This is a genomic window from Eubacteriales bacterium mix99 (assembly GCA_038396605.1).
Lineage (GTDB): Bacteria > Bacillota > Clostridia > Caldicoprobacterales > DTU083 > UBA4874.
Genome location: CP121690.1, coordinates 1,621,149 through 1,643,054, shown reverse-complemented (window position 1 = coordinate 1,643,054; position 21,906 = coordinate 1,621,149). Strand labels below are relative to the sequence as shown.

General features: G+C 46.6%; 18 protein-coding genes and 3 pseudogenes. 8 read left to right on the top strand and 13 right to left on the bottom strand.

The window, feature by feature from the left end:
• Positions 1–217: 217 nt before the first annotated feature.
• Positions 218–673, bottom strand: a complete 456-nt coding sequence (locus QBE55_07150) for a hypothetical protein (GenBank protein ID WZL77363.1) — start codon at positions 671–673, stop codon at positions 218–220.
• 290 nt (positions 674–963) lie between these two features.
• Here QBE55_07150 and QBE55_07145 point away from each other — a divergent pair, with 290 nt between their 5' ends.
• Entirely contained in the window at positions 964–1,281 is a 318-nt protein-coding gene (locus QBE55_07145) for a hypothetical protein (GenBank protein ID WZL77362.1), read from the top strand.
• 203 nt (positions 1,282–1,484) lie between these two features.
• Positions 1,485–1,631: pseudogene (locus QBE55_07140) on the top strand (serine dehydratase subunit alpha family protein).
• A gap of 83 nt (positions 1,632–1,714) precedes the next feature.
• Here the strand turns inward: QBE55_07140 and QBE55_07135 are convergent.
• The 3 genes from QBE55_07135 to QBE55_07125 form a co-directional block, all read right to left on the bottom strand.
• The gene (locus QBE55_07135; protein ID WZL77361.1) at positions 1,715–2,482 is read right to left on the bottom strand and encodes an AraC family transcriptional regulator; all 768 of its coding nucleotides are present in this window, start codon (positions 2,480–2,482) and stop codon (positions 1,715–1,717) included.
• Positions 2,483–2,580: 98 nt separating this feature from the next.
• Positions 2,581–3,408: a nucleotidyl transferase AbiEii/AbiGii toxin family protein gene (locus tag QBE55_07130; GenBank protein ID WZL77360.1), complete on the bottom strand. Its 828-nt coding sequence runs from the start codon at positions 3,406–3,408 to the stop codon at positions 2,581–2,583.
• Between the two features lie 399 nt (positions 3,409–3,807).
• Positions 3,808–4,050 carry a hypothetical protein gene (locus tag QBE55_07125; GenBank protein WZL77359.1) on the bottom strand — a complete coding sequence of 81 codons (243 nt, stop codon included), beginning with the start codon at positions 4,048–4,050 and terminating at the stop codon, positions 3,808–3,810.
• Positions 4,051–4,474: 424 nt separating this feature from the next.
• Between QBE55_07125 and QBE55_07120 the strand changes: the two genes are divergently transcribed.
• Complete coding sequence (locus tag QBE55_07120) at positions 4,475–5,737, top strand: IS30 family transposase (GenBank protein ID WZL77358.1); 1,263 nt, start codon at positions 4,475–4,477, stop codon at positions 5,735–5,737.
• A gap of 354 nt (positions 5,738–6,091) precedes the next feature.
• On the opposite strand, the gene QBE55_07115 is transcribed toward QBE55_07120, so the two are convergent.
• From QBE55_07115 to QBE55_07095, 5 genes are all read right to left on the bottom strand, one after another.
• A complete protein-coding gene (locus QBE55_07115) occupies positions 6,092–7,009 on the bottom strand; it encodes an RraA family protein (protein ID WZL77357.1) in 918 nt (305 codons plus the stop codon).
• Positions 7,010–7,071: 62 nt separating this feature from the next.
• Entirely contained in the window at positions 7,072–7,803 is a 732-nt protein-coding gene (locus QBE55_07110; GenBank protein WZL77356.1) for an SDR family NAD(P)-dependent oxidoreductase, read from the bottom strand.
• Entirely contained in the window at positions 7,790–7,939 is a 150-nt protein-coding gene (locus QBE55_07105; protein ID WZL77355.1) for a hypothetical protein, read from the bottom strand. Before QBE55_07105 ends, QBE55_07110 begins: the two co-directional genes overlap by 14 nt.
• Before the next feature lie 26 nt (positions 7,940–7,965).
• Positions 7,966–9,327: a mandelate racemase/muconate lactonizing enzyme family protein gene (locus tag QBE55_07100; protein ID WZL77354.1), complete on the bottom strand. Its 1,362-nt coding sequence runs from the start codon at positions 9,325–9,327 to the stop codon at positions 7,966–7,968.
• A gap of 25 nt (positions 9,328–9,352) precedes the next feature.
• Positions 9,353–10,693 carry an endo-1,4-beta-xylanase gene (locus QBE55_07095; protein ID WZL77353.1) on the bottom strand — a complete coding sequence of 447 codons (1,341 nt, stop codon included), beginning with the start codon at positions 10,691–10,693 and terminating at the stop codon, positions 9,353–9,355.
• A gap of 758 nt (positions 10,694–11,451) precedes the next feature.
• Between QBE55_07095 and istA the strand changes: the two genes are divergently transcribed.
• The gene (gene istA / locus QBE55_07090) at positions 11,452–13,008 is read left to right on the top strand and encodes an IS21 family transposase (protein WZL77352.1); all 1,557 of its coding nucleotides are present in this window, start codon (positions 11,452–11,454) and stop codon (positions 13,006–13,008) included.
• 6 nt (positions 13,009–13,014) lie between these two features.
• Positions 13,015–13,095, top strand: a pseudogene (locus QBE55_07085) (AAA family ATPase).
• Positions 13,096–13,127: 32 nt separating this feature from the next.
• Here QBE55_07085 and QBE55_07080 read toward each other — a convergent pair.
• Positions 13,128–14,570 carry a transposase gene (locus QBE55_07080; protein WZL77351.1) on the bottom strand — a complete coding sequence of 481 codons (1,443 nt, stop codon included), beginning with the start codon at positions 14,568–14,570 and terminating at the stop codon, positions 13,128–13,130.
• Positions 14,571–14,732: 162 nt separating this feature from the next.
• Here QBE55_07080 and QBE55_07075 point away from each other — a divergent pair.
• The 3 genes and pseudogenes from QBE55_07075 (at position 14,733) to QBE55_07065 (ending at position 16,949) form a co-directional block, all read left to right on the top strand.
• A pseudogene (locus QBE55_07075) lies at positions 14,733–15,434 on the top strand (ATP-binding protein).
• Between the two features lie 329 nt (positions 15,435–15,763).
• Positions 15,764–16,405, top strand: a complete 642-nt coding sequence (locus tag QBE55_07070; GenBank protein WZL77350.1) for an AraC family transcriptional regulator — start codon at positions 15,764–15,766, stop codon at positions 16,403–16,405.
• A 304-nt stretch (positions 16,406–16,709) separates the two neighbouring features.
• Entirely contained in the window at positions 16,710–16,949 is a 240-nt protein-coding gene (locus QBE55_07065) for a serine hydrolase (GenBank protein ID WZL77349.1), read from the top strand.
• A gap of 152 nt (positions 16,950–17,101) precedes the next feature.
• On the opposite strand, the gene QBE55_07060 is transcribed toward QBE55_07065, so the two are convergent.
• The 3 genes from QBE55_07060 to QBE55_07050 all read right to left on the bottom strand — a co-directional run bounded on the left by QBE55_07060 (position 17,102) and on the right by QBE55_07050 (position 21,902).
• The gene (locus QBE55_07060) at positions 17,102–19,348 is read right to left on the bottom strand and encodes a helix-turn-helix transcriptional regulator (GenBank protein WZL77348.1); all 2,247 of its coding nucleotides are present in this window, start codon (positions 19,346–19,348) and stop codon (positions 17,102–17,104) included.
• Positions 19,349–19,530: 182 nt separating this feature from the next.
• A complete protein-coding gene (locus QBE55_07055; protein ID WZL77347.1) occupies positions 19,531–20,784 on the bottom strand; it encodes an IS256 family transposase in 1,254 nt (417 codons plus the stop codon).
• A gap of 182 nt (positions 20,785–20,966) precedes the next feature.
• Positions 20,967–21,902 (bottom strand): carbohydrate ABC transporter permease, encoded by a 936-nt coding sequence (locus QBE55_07050; protein ID WZL77346.1) that lies wholly within the window; start codon positions 21,900–21,902, stop codon positions 20,967–20,969.
• Between the last annotated feature and the right edge of the window lie 4 nt (positions 21,903–21,906).

Genomic DNA, 21,906 nt, shown 5'->3' with positions numbered 1-21,906 from the left:
GTTTGGGTAGTGCCCAACAAGCACAAATCGGCAAAAGGTTATCCTTTTGCCGTGCTTGCTCTCCGTAAGCCCCACCTTTTCCGCTGAACGGAAATTGCGCGAAACGGTGACAGGTGTGACGGTGTGACGGCAGTTATGGTGTACCCCCTCGGCTGATTTGCCATCACGGATTTTGCGGGGTGTGACAGTAGGAGAGACGGCAGGGGGTATGTTCATATTAACCGTCACACCGTAACGCATCCTGTTCCCGACGCAGAAAAATCCGCCTGCTGCTGCGGGTTCGCTCGAAATCAATGAGGATGTGGAAATCCTTTCTGAATAAGCCGGACATGGCTTTCAGCTTCTTGGTGAGGGTGGCGGGGTTGAGGTCAAAGTTGCTGCCGGATAATTCACCGCACAATTCCGTAGCCGTGCCGCTCCAATCGTCTTTCAGAAAATCATCCAGCAGACAGATGAGCGCGTCCTCGTCCTCATCGCCGTCGATGCTGTTGCCGATAAATTCCCGGCGGCAAACTTCCTTGTCGAAGCGAAGGTTGAAACAAAATCCCTCGGTGTCACGGTTGGTAATAGTGAGCTTCGCGCCGTCGCCGGTGCGCCGGCGTGTGTAGTTGGGTATTTCCGCTTTCATCCCGGCATCGTTCCTGCGTCCGGCCTTGTGTGACCTTGGGCGCATTTTTTCGACCAAAAGCCCTCGCGCTGCTACTCCGGTTCACGACATTGGCAAGGTTGCTTTGGCCGGTATCCTACCGGCTGCGGTATTCAGTTTTAAGGCCACAAGCGCGACCTGTAAGGCTATTCTCTCAAATTTTGATAGGCTATCCCGTATGTGTCCTACATGGGTTATTAGGGCGAAATCGCTGTTTTTTCCAGATATGAAAAAGCAGCCTGTGAGGGTTTCACAAACTGCTTTCAGAATGGGATATTTTGTTGTATAATTAAGAAAAAAGATTCCGGGGAAAACATATGCAGAAATTATTAGTTGTCGATGGTTCCAATCTTCTATTCCAGATGTTCTTTGGAATGCCGCCAAGGATAGTGAATAAAGACGGTAAAGCAATTCAGGGTACTTTAGGTTTCATTGGTGCTTTAATCAAAATAATAAAGATGATAAGCCCGACCTATCCTGTCGTTTTGTTTGATGGCGAGCATGAAAATGACCGTGTGGACTTGCTTGACGATTACAAAGCAAACCGCATAGATTATTCTACAGTTCCAGATGATGATAATCCGTTTTCCCAGCTTGATGATATTTACGCCGCTCTTGATTTCATCGGGATATAGCATACAGAAACGACCGAATTTGAAGCTGATGATGTGATTGCTGGCTATGCAATTAAGTACGGCGCGGAGATAGAAATTGCGATTTCTTCATTTAACAGTGACTTTTTTCAACTAATTAGTATTAGTAGCAATGTTTCCGTATTAAGATACCGAGACGATAAGGCCATAATCTGCGATGCCAACTACATTTTTTGATAAATAACATGTATAAAAATGGACAGCAATTTTTGGGCGGGGATGGAATCGTCACCAAGGGGGTGGAAAACACTATCGTCAATATTAGCCAATTGGCCCGAAACGGAATGAGCGAAACTGATAAGGAAGTTTTGCGTATCATGATGCGTTGCTGACAGGGCATCCATGGAAAAGGAAAAATATCAACAAAACGAATACGCCAACAGACTGTTCCGGAAAGATCCTGCAACGCAAATCGTCAAACGATATATTCGGAATACTCGGATGGGGTCTTCCCCGTCTCCTTTTTGAATGCGGTGCTGAAATACTTTTCGTCCGAAAAGCCCGCCATATCCGCAATTTCATAAACTCTGTAATAGCCGCTGGCAAGCAGCCTTTTTGCATACTGGATTCGCAGCGAAATCAGATGTTTCAGCGGGGTAACGCCATATACACTTTTGAATACTCTTCTGAAATATACGGTGCTTATGTTGGAATGAGCAGCGGCCTGTTCGATTGTCAGGGAAGGATCCATATACCGGCTATCCATATACTGTACCGCGTCTTTTATCACATCAAATTCCTTTGAATCAACCGACGCATGTACCGACTGGACATGGAGGTCGGCAAGCAGATCATATAGGATTGCCAGGGACCTGTACTGATACCCGTATCTCCTGACCCGCCATTCTTCGTGTATCCGCTCAAACGCATCCTTGCTTCCACCTTTATTCTGGGGCGAAAGCACATTGATTTCCTTTCCCTCATATCCGACGATATTCATATGGACGGCAATCACGGTTTCTCCCTCGGTGGACTGGGAGTAGTCGATATTGGGAGGAAGATAGAGAATATCTCCTTCCTTCAGCGAATAAGCGTCCTCTCGGAAAAACACTTCCGCCTTTCCGGAAATCCTCTGGCTCAAAACATGGTAGTTACGTTTTGAGGTATCGAAACTCGTACTTTCCCTTACGATTTTGAACACGCCTATAATATGGAGATTCAAGTCATCCTTCGCAAAAAACATAGTTCTCCTCCCGTATACAGTCCGTCCTGCTATGTTTATCATACATGATCTTGTATCGGAATTCAAATTTGTGCAATACTCCCGAGCATATCAACGTTTTATTTCTTGCTTCTTTGCTTTTGGAGTGACTTACTGAGCATTTCAACGGCTTCGACCAAATGCTTATAAGCGAACAAATTCATTTTCTTTATGTAGCCAAGCTTCTTGTATTCGTCAGAGCGAATGTCGGCTGCCGTATAATAGCTGTCCTCTTTAAAGGCTGGCATACCATCTTGGTTTGTGAGAATGGCGGCGGCAAGACACATGACCACGCAGGCTCGTTGCACGGCAACCTCGCCGTTGAAGTTTTCGCTGTAAATATGGCTGCGGATATTCGTGATGCCCCGTTGCAGGAGAGGATATTCTTCGGGATGACATTGCCCTCTGCCAGCGACGCAGGCTGCCGTCTGGATTGCATCGAGCAGAGCGTCATCTGCACCGGCGTCCAAGCCCCGATATCTAAGCTCGGTTTTTACTATATCGTGGTAATTTGACTTTACCTCGGCAAAATCGTCTATGTAACCGACCAGGGCGGAAATATCATATAGCTGCTTGATAATCTCCATTTCCTTGTCGACGCTGTATGGAATCCCCGACGTATGCGGGGCAAAGGCCGTGAGTTTATCCGCAAGGATACAGTTGACGTTCGGGAGCCGCACGGTAACGGCTGGAGGCTCAATAAGCAGCAGCTCATTTTCAATGCTTTTATCTATCGTCGCGCTGTACGGGTTTTCCTCAAATAGAATGTCAAGCAGAATCGTCTGCTCCCTGTCCGTCAGAGGCGAGGTAAAAGAAAACTTGAAGTTCCGCTTTTCAATATTGGAAACGGCGCCCCGTACTTGCTCCATCGACTTAACAAATGGCCAAAGGGTAGCGGTTATTTCCAAGTACTTATCCACCTCGGCGCCGGACTCCACAACGATATCGATGTCGGTTGAGAACCTCCGGGCGCTTGTCCATCAAGAGCATCAGCGAGGTTCCACCTTTAAAGATAAAGGATAGCCCTGAGCGGGCGATAGCCTCTAAAAGCCCAAATGTAAAATCACCCGCTCGATAAGAGCGGGGTCGCGTTTGCTCTGCTGCTGAATTTCTCTGATATGCTTGGTGGTGAAGGTTTTAGGATTTATCATTCAAAGGTAATCGCTCCGGCTGATAATCCGGTCAAGCAGCTTATTTGCGAAAAGGTCTACCAGCAGCTTTTCAAGCTTGGCGTCATAGCCGCTTACAGGCGCTTCCGACGTAAGGGGTAGCACCGACACTGTGACATCACCGGAATACAAGGATATTTATTTTACGCTCGGCTTATACAGGGTCGCATAATTGTTCTGCTCGTGAACCGCATTAAAAACGCTCTCGCCAAGTGGCTTCTCAACCTCGATAAATATGAAATTACGCGCCATCTGGTGATTTGCGAACTCATTGAAAGCACGCGTTTCCCATATGATAAACGTAAGTAACGGAAATTGCTTTCTGAGGAATTCAAGAATATTGACGGCGTCATCCGACAGGTTGGGTTTATACTCCTTCAAAGAGCTGCCCTCTTTGTATATCTGAAATGTGTCATGCGCAATACGCTGAATAACGTGGTGCTGGCAAAGATCATAAAGAAGCTAGCCAAAAGAGCTGTCCTTTAGCGTCGGATTTTGCGCCTTGATATAATCCTTTAGCTCGTTTCTCGTGAATATAGGTTTGTTTGAAAAAACGGAGCTTATTTCATTACAATAATTCATTGCGCAACTCACCTACCGGAAAATAACGCATTATTATACCCATTGACTCAATAAAAAGTCAAGCGTTTTGGCAAAAATAAAAATTATCGTGAATAGAAAAAGTAACATCCAGAGTCAAGCGACCTCATTGGACGTAAGTCTTACGGTAAATTCCAGAATAAGATTGCAAATCCAGGTTCCACAGTTCATAATGAAGGTGTACCGCCAAAGGAGGCCAATGATTATGAAGAGACAACTGCTTCATGACAATACTCATCTATCTTTGGAGGACAGAAAGATCATCCAGGTTGGAATTGAAAACAATTCCACCAAATCATCCATTGCACGGACCATCGGAAAAGATGCCACCACCGTCGCAAAGGAAATCAGGAAGCACCGCAGATTTAAACCCCGCAATCCGTTTAATCATCCCATTGTGTGCACCAAAATGCGCACCTGCCCAACAAAGCCCTGCGTTAAAAAATGCGCCTTCTATGAAGAGCCCATATGTAATCGCCGTGACAAATCTCCGGGAGCCTGCAACAAATGCAAGGACAGCCCCGGATGCCATCTCGATAAGTATTACTACAACGCGGTATCCGCTGATAAGAAATACCACGATGATCTTGTCGAGACCCGCGAGGGCGTCAACCTCACAACCGGAGAGTGTGACTCCATTGCCCAAATTCTTGTTCCCCTGCTTAAGAAAGGGCAGTCCATTCATCAGATCCTTTCCGCACACCCAGAGGTAAAACAGTGTGAAAGGACACTGTATAATTACATTGAAAGCGGAATCTTCAAAGAGTATGGCGTAGACAACTTTTCCCTCAAGGAACAAGTCAATCGCAAACAGTTCCGGCAAAAATACAAAAAACGTAAGGCCCCGGCGAACTATGAAGGACGGAAATACGCCGATTATCTGCACTTCCTGTCTGAAAATCCGGAAACGCCAACAGTGGAAATGGATACCGTCTACAATAGTCAGGAAGGGCCTTACATTCAGACTTTCCTGTTCCCCAAAACTGCTTTCATGATTGGGTTCCTGCACCCGCATAAAACCAGTGAGAGCATGGCGAAAAGCATCGACTGGCTTCAGGAAAAGCTTGGAACGGAACAATTCTCCAAACTATTTCCTGTCTTGCTCACAGACCGTGGGCCCGAATTTGAGATGCACCGACTTTTTGAGTTGGATCCATCCGGCAATTCGCGGCTTAGCATATTCTATTGCGACCCTATGCAATCATGCCAAAAGCCACATGTCGAAAACAACCACAACTACGTGCGTGATATCATCCCGAACTCTTATCCCCTCAGCGGTCTAACGCAGGAAAGCATTGATCTTATGTTTTCCCACATTAATTCGGCACCCCGAAAGTCCCTTGGTGATAAAACACCTTTTGAGGTCTTTTGCTTTCTTTACGGTAAAGACGTGCCGAAGGTTCTGAACATAAGAGAAATAGATCGTGATGATGTAGTGCTGAAACCGGAACTTATTTTCGCAAAATAGCGGAATAACTACAGTCCCAACCTTTTGCAGCATTTATTTCCGGCGGTACACAGACAACTCCAGCTCATCTTTGACTTGTGGAATTTAATCTTTCAGCTTTGAAATTTTAATTTTTTTCAGGCCTGTTTGCCATGCCCAAATTTTCTTCCAATTGATCATTTTTATCAATTTCACACTTTCCACACCTTCAATATCATCTCTTCAGGCCTCTATTCCAAGCCCTTTCCGGAACTTACCCCTTCATCTTTTATGGGGCTTTTGACTCTGGAAGGTACTTTTTCTATTCACAAAATAAAAATTATTGCCAAAACGCTATTTTCTGTATAGCTTTAATTATAGCAGACGCATTGCCTTTTACAATGCCGTCTGTGTGAAATCCGAAGAACCTGAGTCCGAAGCCTCCCGGTCTGCCAGGGCATATTCGGCGGACCAGTCCAGATCCCGGTATTTCTCACACTTTGGGTCCTTACGGATAAAGCCGGTCAGCCTATCCAGCATTTCCCTTGTCCAGACATTGCGGTCGATCTGGGCTGTGGTAAAAATATTCTGCGAGATCATTTCAAACCCAAAAATGTCTTTGGCATGGGATTTGGCGGCGCCATCCACCACCTCCGCCACAAGGTGGCTTGGGATGAACAGAACCCCGCCGCCCGCACCGAATACGATATCGCCGGGAAGGCATATCGCATTGCCGATCCGGCAGACGGTATTGAAACCGGTCATGACCACGTCGCGGATCGGAGTGGGATCGATCCCCCGGTAATAAACCTGTACCCCTTCCACCGTCAGCATCTGCTCAATATCCCGGATTCCGCCCCAGATCACGCCGCCCCCGTTCTTGGTCCTGGCCGCCAGGGCAGTCGTCAGGTTGCCTCCCAGAAACGTCCCTTTATATACCTTGTCATATAAGTCGACAACGACAACATCGCCCTTTGTCAAGCTGTCCATGACCCACTGGTTGTAATTTCCCATGCGGCCTTCCCGCATTCCGACGTCAAACAGATTCTCATGCAAATCGGGGCGGGTTGGGCAGAACGTACAGGTAACCGCCCGGCCAATCAGCTTTCTGCCGTCATGATGCAATGTCTGCAATCGTCCCTCGAACTGATTTTCATATCCTTTTGTGAAAATCGGCTTCCAGACCTCCTCCAGCGTCATTCCGCGAAGGGCGTCGAGATATTTGTCCGAAACATAAGGCCGTCCGTCCGGCAACCGCTCCCCCTTCCACCAGGGAGTGAGCGCAATAATTTCATCTTTGTCATTAAAATGCAAGATGTGCCCCTCTTTTCTGAGTATTCTCTGAAACATAACCCTTATTGCAGTTTGCGGCGGAATCATAAATGCATTCCGCCGTCAACAACCAGATTGATGCCGGTAATATACCGTCCCTCCCGGGAGCAAAGGAGCAGAAAGGCGTAAGCGCAATCCTCGGGAGTACCGGCAAACCCACATGGGATCCCTGCCATTACCTGCCCGGCATAGTTGGGATCCGAAAGTGCCTCTTCGTTGCGGGGTGTATCGATGACTCCCGGCGAGAGGTTGTTTACGGTAACACCCTTTGGTGCCAGCTGTTTGGCAAGATTTCTCACCAGGCTCATCTGGGCTTCCTTGGAGGCTGCATAGATGGGCATCTCCCTATGAGGGCGGGTCTGCTGCACGCTTCCGACGGTTACGATCCTGCCCCAGCCTTTTTTCTCCATATCTCCGGCATAGAGCTGAATCAAACGGAAAGAGCTCTTGAAGTTTGTCTGCAACTGCAATTCGCAATCCTCTGCCGTGATTTCCTTCCATGGTTTTCGAATCTGCACCGATGCGTTCAGAATCAGGATATCCACCGGTCCGGTTTCCCGATACAGCTTGTCACAGGCATCCGATCGGGACAGGTCCGCCAGAACATATCCGGCGGCTCCCGTTTCCCGGACTGCATGGAGGCACTTCTCTCCGGTACGGCCATGCAGGATCACTTCGGCGCCGTATTTCACAAGGCAGGCTGCCACCGCTTTTCCAATTCCTTGGGTTGAGCCCGTTATCAATGTGCGTTTTCCACTCAAATCAAATGGTTTCACCAACGATTTCCTCCCATTCGTATTCCCGATCGAACTGCATTTCAAATCCCCGCTCCACTTTGCTCAGATATTTCCCGAGAATCTTCTGTATTGCCGGCAAACATGCCATAATGGTTTGGAATAGCGACTTAATCAAAATGCCGAATGCCGATACGCTGTGTTTCAACTCCAGGTCCGGTCATTGGACCATTCCTTGTCCCATTGTCCGGTGGGCTCCCATTGTCCCGGATATCTGTCATGGATGTGCTGCGCAATCAATTCTTCATTGAACCGGTCGATGCCAAGGCCCGGCTTTTCCGGAATCCGGATAAATCCGTCCCGGACCAGGGGATTGTCGATTCCGATGGCAAGATCGTTCCACCAGGGGATGTCGACGGAATGATATTCCACCGCAAGGACATTCTGTATGGCAGCAGCACAATGGACAGCCGCCATACAGCCAATCGGGCTCTCCGCCATATGGATGGCCATGGCGGTGCCGTACTTATCGCATAGATCCCCGAGTTTTTTGGTTTCCAGAGCTCCGCCGATGGTCAGCACATCCGGATGGACGATGGAAACGCCGCCGCTTTGCATCAGCGGCTCAAAATTTTCATGCAGATAGATGTCCTCTCCGGTGCAGATCGGAATGCTGGTGGCGTTCGCCAGCCGTACATAATGGCGGGTGTACTGCCAGGGAGCCGGATCTTCCATCCAGGCGATACTGTAGCGTTCCATCCGTTTTGCGAACCGGATACAATCTTCGATACCGACATGGCCGAAATGGTCGACGGCCAGGGGGATCTCATAGCCGATGACGCTGCGGACCTCCTTTACATAGTTCTCCAGACAGTCCAGGCCGCGCTCGGTGATGTGGATACCGGCGGCATAATGAGGTATGGTGAATATTTCATAATTCCTGCCCAGCATCATATCATAATCCACCGAACCCTTCTGATGACGAATCGCTTTGGAGGAGTAACGCCGGATGTCCTCCAGGAACCCGGCGGGCGCGTTCAGACAGCCGGGTTCGTCAAAAAGCAGCTCGATGCCGAGATCCATCTTGAGAAAGGTAAAGCCCATCTCCATCCGCTTTTTCAGGGCATTACCCATATCGATACCGGTGTGCTTCCCCTCCACGTCGGTATCTCCATATATACGTACCCTGTCTCGGAATTTACCGCCCAGCAGCTGATATAGCGGCACTCCGTAAGCCTTTCCCGCCAAATCCCACAGGGCGATCTCAATTCCCGACACGCCGCCGCCCTGGCGGGAATGGCCGCCAAACTGTCTGATGCGGCGGAACAGCTTATCCACATTGCAGGGATTTTCCCCGATCAGGCGGCTTTTCAGCATTAGCACATAGGTGGCGCTGGAAGCATCCCGGGCTTCCCCGTAACCAACGAGCCCCTGATTCGTATAAACCTTGATCAGGATACAATGCTTCGGAGCCCCGTCCAGATTCACGACCCGGATGTCGGTGATCTTCAATTCTGACGGTGCGGAACAGGTATTGACATTTCCGCTGATCCATTCCTTTTCCATTGCTGTCGCTCCTTGTCTCACAAGCTTATTTGCATTTTAGTGTTAGAATGCCAGTATTCCCTTTTTTCAGATGGAACGCAAGGGTTTCCTGTCCGGTGCCCCGGGTCAGATTGGCTTCATAGTTGCCATAAAATCCTTCCAGGCTTGCATATCCGTTTTCGTCCGTATGCAGCTCCGCTTTGGTATGCCATTCCCGGTTGATCAAACGATCCAACACCTGATAAGCGATCTTATCCGAGAAATCCTTGTGGAGCAAACCGCCTGCAAAGTAGTTTTCATTCGCACCGGTCAGGGCATTTTCATAAGTATAACCGTCTGCCAGGTTCCAGTAAACGATCGCATCCATAGCCGGATGGCTGAACCAGGTCCGGTACAGTTTTTCACATAGCTCGGCCTGCACCTCTTCATCGTCCTTGGCATCGGTATAGGACGGGATCGTGATCTCGGATACCTGCAGCGGCAATCCGAACCGTCCGTAGCAATCCATGACCCCATAAAGTTTGACCGGATCAAAGGGAAGGGATACCCTTGCTTTGACCTCATCCTCACGATGGACAAACTGATGGAACTGCAGTCCGATCACATTTACCCGCATTCCTTTTTTCAGAAGACGTTCGATCTGCATATAATATGGGCTCCGGACTCCCTGGAAATTGCCCCGGCCTTCCTTCCAGACAAAGGCCGCTTCGTTGATAAAAAGGCGGTTGCCGGAGAGGAAAAAACGGTCGGCCTGGGTAAAGCACCATTCCAGATAATCGGGTTCTTCATACAGACGGAAAGCCGGATAATGATCGGCACAAAGATTTTCATTTTCTACATCCCAGTCATGAATTCTACCGGAATAACGGTCGGCAACTTCCTTCAGATGCCGCTGGGTCAGATTCTTCTGGGCAGCGATATCTTCCGGCATCCAGGTAGGCATAAAACTATGATAGACAAGGCAATGACCCTTAACTCGGATTTCATATTTTTCACAGTACTCCAGAACGAGATCGGGAGCCGGACGCCGATAGACCTTGTAACTGTCCTTCGCGTAACGGGGCTTGCCCTGTTCCGGTTCCAGATCTCGCCAATAGAAAGGCGCTACGGCATAGTTGAAGACCTGGCGGAACTTGTCCCGGTATAACCGGTTCTTTTCCGCATCCTCCAATTCATCCAGCAGGAAAATGCTGCATCCGAAATTGAAATCATGAGTCTTCTGTTCCATGCTGACGTCCGCGTTGGCAAGAGGTTTTCCTTCCCGGTCGGTAAAGAGGAGTTTCACAGTACCCATCCTGTTCTGGGCAATTCCCCGTTCCACTTTCGTTTTCATGAAATCCCGGTTTTCATCAAAGCCTTTCAGCAGGGCGTTTCTTCTTTCTGACATGAATTGCATCTCCTTTGCTTATCCTTATTTTGGTGCTTGTTGTAAATGCATCTGCTAACAGGCACATGCATAATAAATAGTGAAATAATAACATATACAACTGTGTCCTGATTTTTCTGGGGCTGGGCAATACTGCACGTATGATTGCATAAAAAACCACCCTTTTGTTTCAGTATATCGTTCCATGAAACAAACGTACACTCAAATTTGGATACAAATGGTTTGAATTTCGAAACAAAAGGACGTACTTCGTATCCTATTGATCGCTGAAACAATAAAGTTGTGCTGTACTTGAAACGCAACTATATTGAACATTTCAAGTACAGCAAACAGAATCTGCACAAGGGATAAACAAAACGGCCATGCAGTCAAGTAAGATGGCTCTATTTGAGCATATGATAAATTGATAAAATGTTTTCAATTGAGGTATCAGAAGTAAAACTATGGGAGGGCCCTATCACAAACCCGCCTTTACCCCATTTATATCGAGAAGATGCCTTATATGCTTCTTTACGTCGGCTCCATTACCTTCTACGGCTATATGCTGAGCATCTATTGCCCCCATAAACATATCCTTTCTCCGTAATTCCTCAATAGATGAGTATTCCGGTTCCGGTGACACCACCTGTCCGGTATTAGGAAACCGTCATTCCGGAATAACGGAAACCACGATTCCGGTAGTGGAAACCGTTTATAAATATCCTTTATAATGTATCCATGCACCGTTGGTGTAAATACATTTTAAAGGAAGTCACACCATGACCAAATACCGAGAGATTCTTAGATTATCTCATCTGGGGCTCAGCCAGCAGAGCATTGCAGACAGCTGCAGTGTCTCAAAGAAAACGGTCAATCGGGTTCTTAAGCGGGCAAAGGATATTCAGCTTTCCTGGCCGCTTGAAGCGAACCAGACTGATCAGGTATTGGCAGATATATTGTTTCCGTCTGCCAATAAGCATTCGGCATCTTCGCAAAAGCGTATGCCGGATTTCAACTACATCCGCAAGGAGTTGCTCCGCAATGGGGTCAATAAAAAGCTCCTGTGGACGGAATACATGGAAGAGTGCCGTTTAGCAGGCGAGAACCCGCTTATGTATTCCCAGTTTTGCTATTACATCCAGCAGGATGAGCAGAAACGCCGTGCAACAATGCATATCGACCGTAAACCCGGCGAACAGATCGAAGTAGACTGGGCCGGAGATCCGGCGCACATCATTGATCCGGATACCGGTGAAATCATCGACGCATGGCTGTTTGTTGGTGTTATGACCTACAGCATGTATCCTTATGTGGAGGCTTTTATTAACGAGAAGCAAAACGCATGGATTTCTGCCCATGTCCATATGTACGAATACTTTGGCGGTGTCGCTAAGATTCTTGTACCGGACAACTGCAAAACAGCCGTTATACACAATAAGGACTGGTATAACCAGCAGGTCAACACAGTTTACCATGAAATGGCTGAGCACTATGGCACAGCCATCATCCCAGCCCGGGTCAGGGCACCCAAGGACAAGCCGAATGCGGAAGGCAGTGTGAATGTCATTTCCACCTGGATTACCGCCGCATTACGCAACGAACAGTTCTTCTCAGTGGTCGAATTAAATCGTGCTATCCATGAAAAACTGGAAGAATTCAGCCATCGCCCTTTTCAAAAGAAAGAGGGCAGCCGGTTTGAAATCTTCCGCAACGAAGAACTGCCATTGCTGGCTCCCTTACCTGCGTCCCCTTACGAACTGGCGGAATGGAAACAAGCCACCGTTCAGTTCAATTATCACATATCTTGCAACGGAATGCTATATTCAGTTCCGTATGAATACATAAAACGCAAGGTTGATGTACGGATAACCGATAAGACTATTGAGATTTTCTATAACCATAACCGCATTGCCTCCCACCGCCGTCTGTATGGCCGTAAGGGGCAGTATGCCACCATTGTGGAGCACATGCCGGAAGACCATCAGAAATACCTGGAATGGAACGGCAATCGATTCCGCAGATGGGCTGAGCGGATTGGTGCCAATACGTACCAGGTCGTGGATGCCATCCTTACCTCCAAATGTGTGGAACAGCAATCTTATCGCAGCTGTATGGGGCTACTGAAGCTGGCAGACAAATATTCAGCTGACAGACTTGAAGCCTCCTGCAAAAAGGCCCTTAGTTACACGGCCTCGCCCAGCTATAAGAGCATAAAGAACATACTCTCTGCCGGGCGGGATAAAACAGCTGATACGTCCGTCGACAAAACGACGGAGTCCGAAACCAGACAGAACAGATACGCCATCACCAGAGGCGCTGATTATTACAGGAGGTAAATGACCATGACCAATCAAAGTACGATTGATAAATTAATTGAAATGCGTCTGACATCCATGTCAAATGCATTCATCAACCAGCTAAACACAACTTTTTGGTTTTTTAGGTAGCCTGCCTCTCACACCTCGACAGCCATTTTAGTATTAAGCTGATTGAATAGAGTTTGATGACTTTTTTTGCAATTGCATACGATCCAACAGCCGCGACGTTTATTCGCTTTTACCATTTTTGCATCAAGAATACAGTCCTGAGCCGACTTCCCCTTAACTCCGGCTACAGCATCCTCAAAGTTTTTATGTATTAGAGCACTGACAAGCATAATGAATGCTAGACCTTGTGTCTTGTAAAAATCGGCCTGATACAGAGCATTGTAGTCTGCCTTGTTCTTGAAATAGTTGTAATATGTCTCGATAGACCAACGCTTCTTGTAGAGCTCATAAATTTCCTGGGGTGTCTGTGCTGTCAAACTCGTCTGCAGTACGGTAACTCCCATAAAATCTTTCAGCTTATTGAAGTTTTCATCGGTATACGACTTATCCCCTCGTGCCAGGTGGCGGAGATAGTTTGCCTGCTCCGTTGAAGCCTCGTTCAGATCCCTGAACGTAAGAACTCTTTGCCCGTCTGTTATCTGTTCCCTATACTCAACCACGGAAGCTTTGCGTCCTTTTTGGTACATAAATCTTCCTGTCATCTCAAGACTGCTGACGGCCATCTTGCAGGTTGTGAGGTTTTTGGCAAGCGGTATAATGTATGAGTTGCCATTTGACGTGAACAGATTGAGGTTGTCGGCACTGTAGAATCCACGATCGACAATAAAGAGCAAATCCTTTAACTCAACCTGAACAAGCAAATCCTTAACGCTGACTTTATCCTGGCTCCCGCCTTCATATATTCTGGAAATAAGGGGCATACCGGTGTTAACGTCATATGCCATGAGAAGATTGATCTGTGGTTCTCCGATTTTCCAGAATTTATATCCCTTTTCAGCAAGATCGTTTTCCATAGAGCCACAGCCTATTACGTGCCCATCAATTGCGACTTGCCCTGAGCACTCAGTAACAAGTTTTTCTTCCAGATGGAGTATTTTTCCCTGGCGACGGCCCAGGCTATCATACAGAGAAGATAATGCGGCGTATCCCAGCTTCAGGGAAGGGTATTTCAGGGATAGATAGCTCATTTCGTAGTACTTATGTATATCTTTCATGTACAAAAAACCATGTATATAATGAATCAGTGCCACCACATATATTCTGAGGGCATCTACTTGATTGAAGCATTCTTGAAGAAGCAATAGCGTTTTCTGAGAATTTGAAAGGACAACCGCATATTCGCCAAATTCAAGAGTGGTTATTTCCTCGTCACAATTAAATCCGTTATTTGGGACGAATCCGACGCCATCCAGGATTGTTCCGATTTCTTTTCCCATTTTTGTTCGTCGTTTTCCGTCAGATCCTTTTACGCTGGAATATTCATAAACATAGTAGCGCCCGGAAATAAGTTTCACCATCGTGCCTTTTGGCTTGAATTTTAGTATGGATTCTGGCACAGAATATTTACCCACAGCCAACACCTCGTATACCTAAAATATACCTAAATTATACCACAATTTTTTTGTAATGTCAATAAGAAAAAGCGCCGATATTGCTGATGAAATGGCGCTTTTCACACATTATTTGAACTATGTTCTATCCCGATACATACCTAAAAATCATTGTTGGTGTGGCTAAACGACTCCAGGATGAAGGATATCCCTTTCGAAGACCGTTTCTCCATGCTGGTAGACATTGAATACAGCAATCGAAAGAACAACCGCTTAAAAAGGTTGATCAAGAATGCTGGATTCGACCAACCGGAAGCGTACATCGGAGATATCGATTACAAATCCGGCCGCAAGCTGAACCGGTCTCTTATCAGCAGACTGGCGACTTGCGAATATATCATTGAACACCGAAATCTTTTTATTACCGGTGCAACAGGCAGCGGTAAGACATACATGGCTTGTGCTTTTGGCATAGAGGCGTGTAAACACTATTTTACGACCAGGTATGTCAGACTTCCCGACCTTCTAATAGAACTGGAGATGGCCAGGAATGAAGGCACTTACAAGAAGGTTCAGGCCAAATATGCCAATCCCATTCTTCTCATCATTGATGAATGGCTGCTGTTGAAACCGACTGAGACAGAGCAGCACGACATCCTGGAGTTGCTTCACAGGAGGCGGAAAAGATCATCAACCATCTTCTGCTCCCAGTACCATGATAATGGTTGGTTTGATCAACTTGGCGGGGAGTCCAGCCCTCTCGCAGAAGCAATCCTTGACCGCATCAAATATGATGCCTATAAAATCAGCATAACCAGCACGGATCCGAACAACTACAGATCCATGCGTGAGGTATATGGACTGGACAAGTCCTTAAGCGAGTAAACTCGCATGCGGTTTCCCAGTTCCGGACTCTCGGTTTCCAATTTTCCGGAACTGCGGTTTCACCGCACCAGAATATTCAATAGATCTTCAAAATGGTTTCCTTGTGCTTCAGGTTGAAGTTTTCCAACGCATTTAATACCCATTTCAAATAAAATCATCGAATAGTTCGGTAAATCCACCACAGCCATGATAATAAGGTATAACATCGTATTCTTTACAAAGATTAACCAACTTTTGCAAATAAGGCTTTATCATCTCACACCACATCGAAAGACTCATCATCAGCCCTCTCTGGCTTGCTACATCATCGCCAATGTACGGTAAAAGTATTGGAATCCAATATTATCCAGAAGCTGTATGCATTGACACTTGCCGGAGAAATCGACACCATAGTAGAATCCCTGGAAGAAATCAAAAAAGCTCTGATCGGGCCGTCAAGCCCAAGTCCGGACCGAGCAGAGGAGTATACCTTCCTTTTGCGCTTTATTCTGCACAATATCATCACAGAGCAGCAGCTGGATATAGGAGAAAACCGGATACCAAGCTATCAGTCCAGCACCAATATCGAAAAGCTCTTTCAAGGGTTCAAAGATTGCTTTGAAGAAGTATGCCGGGCTATCGCAAAGAAAAGGCTAAGCAATAACCAGTCCCTGAAAAATGACATTGTGGAATATATCCGTCAGAATTATACCGATCCCCAATTTGATATCGTAACTGCAGCTGTTCAGTTCCATCTGTCCGAACAGCACGTATACCGGTTGATCCGTGAGCATACCGGCCAAAGTTTTGGCGCCTATGTGGAAAAACTACGGATAGAGCTGGCTATACGTCTTCTTAGGGATACCACTCATTCGGTATCCTCCATTTCAACGGATTGCGGCTTTAACGTAGTGAATACCTTCTATCGGGTCTTCAAGAAACATTATGGCGTCACGCCGTCCACTTACCGGAGAAAGCTGGAGTATAGATAAGAGCCGACGGATCATTCCTGTCGGCTCTGTGACAATAGAGCAGGTTTCATCCCATCTGTATTCAAATTTGAGTGTACATTCTTTTACCGGGACGATATACTGAAAAGGTGCTTTGAACGGTTTGAGAGCATTTATATTTGTGTGCGATTAATGCAGAATGGAGGTTTCTATGAAAGAGCGTTTTGGTGCAGTGGCTGAGGTTCTTCGTAACGCCATAAAGGCTTAAGTTTTCCCCTGCGCAAATTTTGAGATTGGAAACAGCAAAGGCGAGTTATTTCAATTTAGCGAGGGCTATAGGCAGATTATGCCTGAGCGTCTGCCGGTGAATGAAAATACTATATTTGATATGGCCTCGATTACGAAGATCATAGTAACGACAATGGTTGTCATGCGGCTGGTTGAGAATGGCCTCCTTGCCCTCAGCGACAGGATGGAGCAGTTTTATGATAATATCCCACAAGGTTCACGAGATATCACGGTCAAGCATCTATTAACCCACACATCCGGGCTACCCGGCAATGATTCAGCACATGCCAGAGAATAATAATGAGGAAATTTGGCGAATCCGCCGTCTCGTACATAATTCGGCGGTTGCGGCGGTTACATCCATGGATGAGTATTCCGCCTTTTAGTGGTAAGCCAGCTCATATTCCCTCCTTTCCTTCTCTTTTGAAAAGGTATAGGCTTGTACCATATTTATACTGGTCCAATATTGGGAGAAGGCTTCTGTTCGGCACTTCTATCCACATTGGGAGAGATACCAAACCTTTTTTTATAAACTTTATAGAAAGTATTGGAAGAATTATAGCCACAGGCACAGGCGATTTCCGCTACGTTCATCTGAGTGGAGCGCAGCAATCCTCTTGCCTTTTCCATTCGGATATGTTCCAGGCTCTCGGAAATGGTCATTTCAGTAGCTCTTTTCATAACACGGTAAAGATAGGATTTCGAGACGCAAAAATATTCGGCTACGCTATCGATGCATAAGGAAGCATCCGCATAGTTCGCCCATAGATACTCCATCACTCTTTGAGAGAACTCAAGCGAACGGGCGTCCCGTTTCAGGTTTAGAGCTTGAATGACTTCATCTACATGAACTTTCAAGCCAGAAGAAATACAGCCGAAGGAATGGGCGGCAGGCTTGATGTAATGATGGCCTGTTGACAGGGAAACCCCTGCTTCTTCACAAATTGAATCCAGGATCAGCCTAACTGCACTTGTCAGCTGCCACAACGAGTCCTCATCGTTTGATTTGATTCGCATTTGAACGGTTTCCATCATGACATCCAGATAATGATTCGCATTATCCGTTTCGCAGGCCAGGACGGCGTTGTGGAACCGATACAGGTCAGAGAATTGAATCAATCCGTTCTTTTTCTTTTCTTCGGCAAAATAAAATACGGACAATGGCTTTTCGTCTACATATTGCATGCAGAATAAGGCATGAAGATATGAACTGTGCAAACGTTCCAGAGAGGAGAACGCTTCGCTGGCGCCAGCCCGAAAAGAGCCTCCATAAAGGCAGGCACTCTTATTGATCGTAGCGGCCACACCAGACATCCATGAAATCAAGTCTTCATGTTCTTTGGCCAATATGACGAACTGAGTATTGCTTACCTGTGTAAGAAGTGTGTTGTCTACCATTAACCGCCGAATTACCTCCAGTAAGCGGTAGCTGACCATATCGGCATCCGGTGCATCCTCACGGGCCAACTCCAGGCAGAAGACACGGCAGGGGCTTGCCAATTGGGGAAGATAGTCCATGGCCAGTTCTTCATCTGCAGTTGTATATGACTCCTGCACCATCAGGCGTGTAAGGAGATTAGTTCGAAAAATTTTTCTATTTTCATTTATTTGTTTTTGAAGCTGCCAATTTTCCGTGATCGAGCCACGAATGGTTTGTTCTAAAGCTTGGTACTCATTACTGGGGCGAACCGATTCCCTGTTAGAGGAGATGCGCAGCAACCGTTGGACAGGCCTCACATGCATAAGGGCGAATCCCACGCTGCACACTGTTCCAATAGCAACAGCTATTACTGCATATAGCACATTAAGGGATGTGATGGGTTCAATCAGCTCGTTGAAATAGCTGTCCGGAATGCTGAGTACAACTTTCGCACGGAGGCTGGAAAGGTTGCATTCAAGGACAGTAAAGTTATTCTCCGTCGCTTCCTTCCTGTTCGTGTACAAAATCTCCCCTTCATCGCTTGCGATAACAAGATTAGTTTCCCGGGGCAGATCCTGCAGATGAAATAAAGATAAAATATCCGACTCTGCCAGCAACATTCCATATATAGTACTTTCTGATGAAGGCCGGAACACGTAAATGAGATAGGACGAAAATCCCCTGGCACCTATTCCTATAGATACCTGTTGCGCCGGCAGCAATTCCCCCTTGGCACCCATATCATACAATGACCTCACAGTCTGAGACGGATTCATTCCTTCAAAACTTATAAACTTTTCGAAACAATCGGTTGCATCTATGTAATAATGATGGTCTGCGATAACCGAACCGTTTCGCATAAATAATATGAAGCTTATGTTTGGAATTTCCATAAGCAGGCACTGTTGTTTGAACAATACCTGTAGTTCAGACAAACTGTAATAATGCCGAATACGCAGACCCCCTGGTTCCAGCAAGCGTATATTCTGATAATGTTCCGTCTGATTCATGATAAAGGGAATAGTTCTGAAATTGTTAATCTGCCGCTCAAAGGAAACCGAGCTGATCTCCAGAGTACGCTGGGTTTGGTCCAGATAACTTTTTACCGCCACCTGCTGTGCACGTCTGGACACCGATAGCAGCACAGAAAACATAGCAAGTACGATCAAAAAATAAGTACTGATGAATTGAATAAAAACAGGTATACGTGAAAATATCAAGTGTGCCCGTGGAATTTGCCTGAAAAAGTCAGAGCAACCATCTGTTAATCTTCTCATCACCGTCACCTCCTTGAATCAGCTCTTATATTTCCCCTTTTTCATGTGAAAGGAACTCCTTTGCTGCACTTCTATAAGTCATGAAATATTAACCATTGTAATGCGCCCAACGAACGTGTCCCTAGCTCCGTAGAATTTGCTATTTCATAGTATTGCTCCAAATATCTTCTGAAAGCTACGACTTATGCAGTTTTGATTTCTGAAGTACCGGTTGATTGAGTAGCAAGTGTTGCTATGAGCATTGGCAATTGCTTGTACCCTTTGATTCTACGGAATCCACGTTCTGCTTCAATGAAGCCGGCCGCTGCGTGTCGGAGAGCCATTCCGCCATCTCTGAAGTTAGACACCCTGCGGATGATACCACGGCAGGCGGAGTTGGCTGATTCCATAGGGTTCGTGCTGCACAATGTTTCACGAAGCATGCCGGGGATCTTGATCCGGTGCACTGTCAATGTCTCCTCAAGCCCTTCCAGAAGGCTTGCTGCTGCTTTTGGATATCGATACTCCAGGTTATTGGCAATGCTCATAAGCTTGCCTTTAGCGGCCTCATACTCGAACTCCCTGTAAGCCATGGTCATAGCGACAGATACATTCGCCTGCTCCGATTCCGGGAGGTATGACAGTACGTTACGTTTCTTGTGCACCTGGCAGCGCTGAACGAGAGCTTCTGTGCCGAATATATCCGTAACAGCTTTGTGGAGGGCTTTTCCACCGTCCAGCACATAAAGCCTTGGGCGAGCAGCATCCAGTCCTCTATGAATCAAGTCTTCCAGCAAGCCTTTTACAACGGTACTGTTTTCAGAGCCACCTTCAGCAATCCCTAAGATGCGCTTTCTGCCATCGCTGTCTATACCCATGGCGGCCAGTACGGTCAGCTTCCCGAGTTCCAGGCCATCGATCATCATAACCGGATAATCCTGGTCCAGCGTTCGTGTGAAGAATTCCTGCATAAGGCTGTCCATGCCTTCGATGAACCGCCGGCTGACCTCACTCTTGCTTGTGCATACCGCATCTGCGGTGTCTCCTTCCACTGTGCGGGAATATTTCCGTGTGCTTACTCCTGAAAGCAGCTTTGCCATGATTGCCTTGTTTAACGGATCTTCGGATTGAAACAAGCTGAGTGTTTCCAGTGGTAGTTCACCACTGCCATCAATGGCCCTAACCCTGGGGCGGTCTACCCTAACCTTCTTGCCGCCCATGACCACTGTAGTCTTGTCGGTACCGTGGCGGTATCCGGTGCGCTCCTCCGTATTGTGCTTTCCTTTGGGGCCGGCGTACTGTGCTACATCTTCTTCCAACATCATCCGCATGACATCAAGACCCAGCGCCATCGAGAGTTCCATCAACCCATAGCGCGCTTTTTCATGTAGTACGGTGCTGTTTATTATTTCGATACTCTCATTGACGGATCCCTTGTTCTCCTGATATACTTTCATTGTGACAGCTCCTTTGTTATTTGATAGTCTATTGCTTTGACAACTTTATTCTATCAGAACTACTTGGAGCTGTCATTCTCAATTTCTACGGAGTTTGGGGCAGAATCCGCCCAACGGGCGGAAGTTAATGTCAAGTGTTTCAGGCAAACCAGACATTTATCTATGCGATGACGTGTCGCACGTCATCCTTTTATCGAACCTATCATAACGCCCTTAATAAAATATTTTTGAATAAACGGGTAAACACACATGATTGGAACCGTGGATACCACGATCAGCGAATATTTAAGGAGGTCAGCAAGGCCTTGTTTGGACACCAGGCTCTCCACATCCACAAGGTCGCCCAGGTCGATTTGGTTGGCTACCAGAATCTGTCTCAGAATTAACTGTAGGGGAAAGAGATGAATGTCATTAAGGTAAATCATAGCATTAAAATAGGAGTTCCAGTGGCCTACGGCATAATACAGTGTGAGTACAGAGATAATAGGCTTTGATAAGGGCATCAGGATACGAAAGAAGTAGCTCGTATCAGAACAGCCGTCAATCTGTGCGGCATCGTGAAGATCTTTCGGTATGCTTCCGGACAGGAATGTCCTGGCCAGAATCATATTATAGACTGATATAGCCCCTGGAATTAACATAGCCCAGATGGTATTCACAAATTTAATCTGAGTCATAAGAATATAAGTAGGAATCAATCCGCCGCCGAAAAACATAGTGAACAAAAATAACCAGCTGAAGGCGTTGCGCATTGGAAAATCCTTGCGTGACAAAGGGTATGCGCATGTCATGGTAACGATTAAGTTGATAAGAGTGCCCGCTACTGTATAAAAAATGGTATTCCGATATCCTGATACAATATGTCTGTGGGAAAACACCGCCTTATACCCCTCCAGGCTGAAATCCACCGGGAAAAGGATGACTTTTCCTGAGATAACTGCCCGGGGCGAGGAGAAAGATGCAGAAAGTACATAAATTAAAGGATAAGAGACCAGTATAGCAAAGAGAATCAAGACAAGGGTGACACAAGTATATAGTATCTTATCCTCAACCGCATCTTTTATCTTCTTCCGTTTTTTTGTATATACCGCTTCATAAGCTGCTCTTTTGATATTCATACAA

What these genes read in the sequence shown, in the direction of transcription:
- QBE55_07150 (WZL77363.1), bottom strand. Translation starts at nt 673, where the DNA reads ATGCGCCCAAGGTCACACAAGGCCGGACGCAGGAACGATGCCGGGATG.
- QBE55_07145 (WZL77362.1), top strand. Translation starts at nt 964, where the DNA reads ATGCAGAAATTATTAGTTGTCGATGGTTCCAATCTTCTATTCCAGATG.
- QBE55_07135 (WZL77361.1), bottom strand. Translation starts at nt 2,482, where the DNA reads ATGTTTTTTGCGAAGGATGACTTGAATCTCCATATTATAGGCGTGTTC.
- QBE55_07120 (WZL77358.1), top strand. Translation starts at nt 4,475, where the DNA reads ATGAAGAGACAACTGCTTCATGACAATACTCATCTATCTTTGGAGGAC.
- QBE55_07100 (WZL77354.1), bottom strand. Translation starts at nt 9,327, where the DNA reads ATGGAAAAGGAATGGATCAGCGGAAATGTCAATACCTGTTCCGCACCG.
- QBE55_07095 (WZL77353.1), bottom strand. Translation starts at nt 10,693, where the DNA reads ATGTCAGAAAGAAGAAACGCCCTGCTGAAAGGCTTTGATGAAAACCGG.
- istA (WZL77352.1), top strand. Translation starts at nt 11,452, where the DNA reads ATGACCAAATACCGAGAGATTCTTAGATTATCTCATCTGGGGCTCAGC.
- QBE55_07065 (WZL77349.1), top strand. Translation starts at nt 16,710, where the DNA reads ATGCCTGAGCGTCTGCCGGTGAATGAAAATACTATATTTGATATGGCC.
- QBE55_07060 (WZL77348.1), bottom strand. Translation starts at nt 19,348, where the DNA reads ATGAGAAGATTAACAGATGGTTGCTCTGACTTTTTCAGGCAAATTCCA.
- QBE55_07055 (WZL77347.1), bottom strand. Translation starts at nt 20,784, where the DNA reads ATGAAAGTATATCAGGAGAACAAGGGATCCGTCAATGAGAGTATCGAA.
- QBE55_07050 (WZL77346.1), bottom strand. Translation starts at nt 21,902, where the DNA reads ATGAATATCAAAAGAGCAGCTTATGAAGCGGTATATACAAAAAAACGG.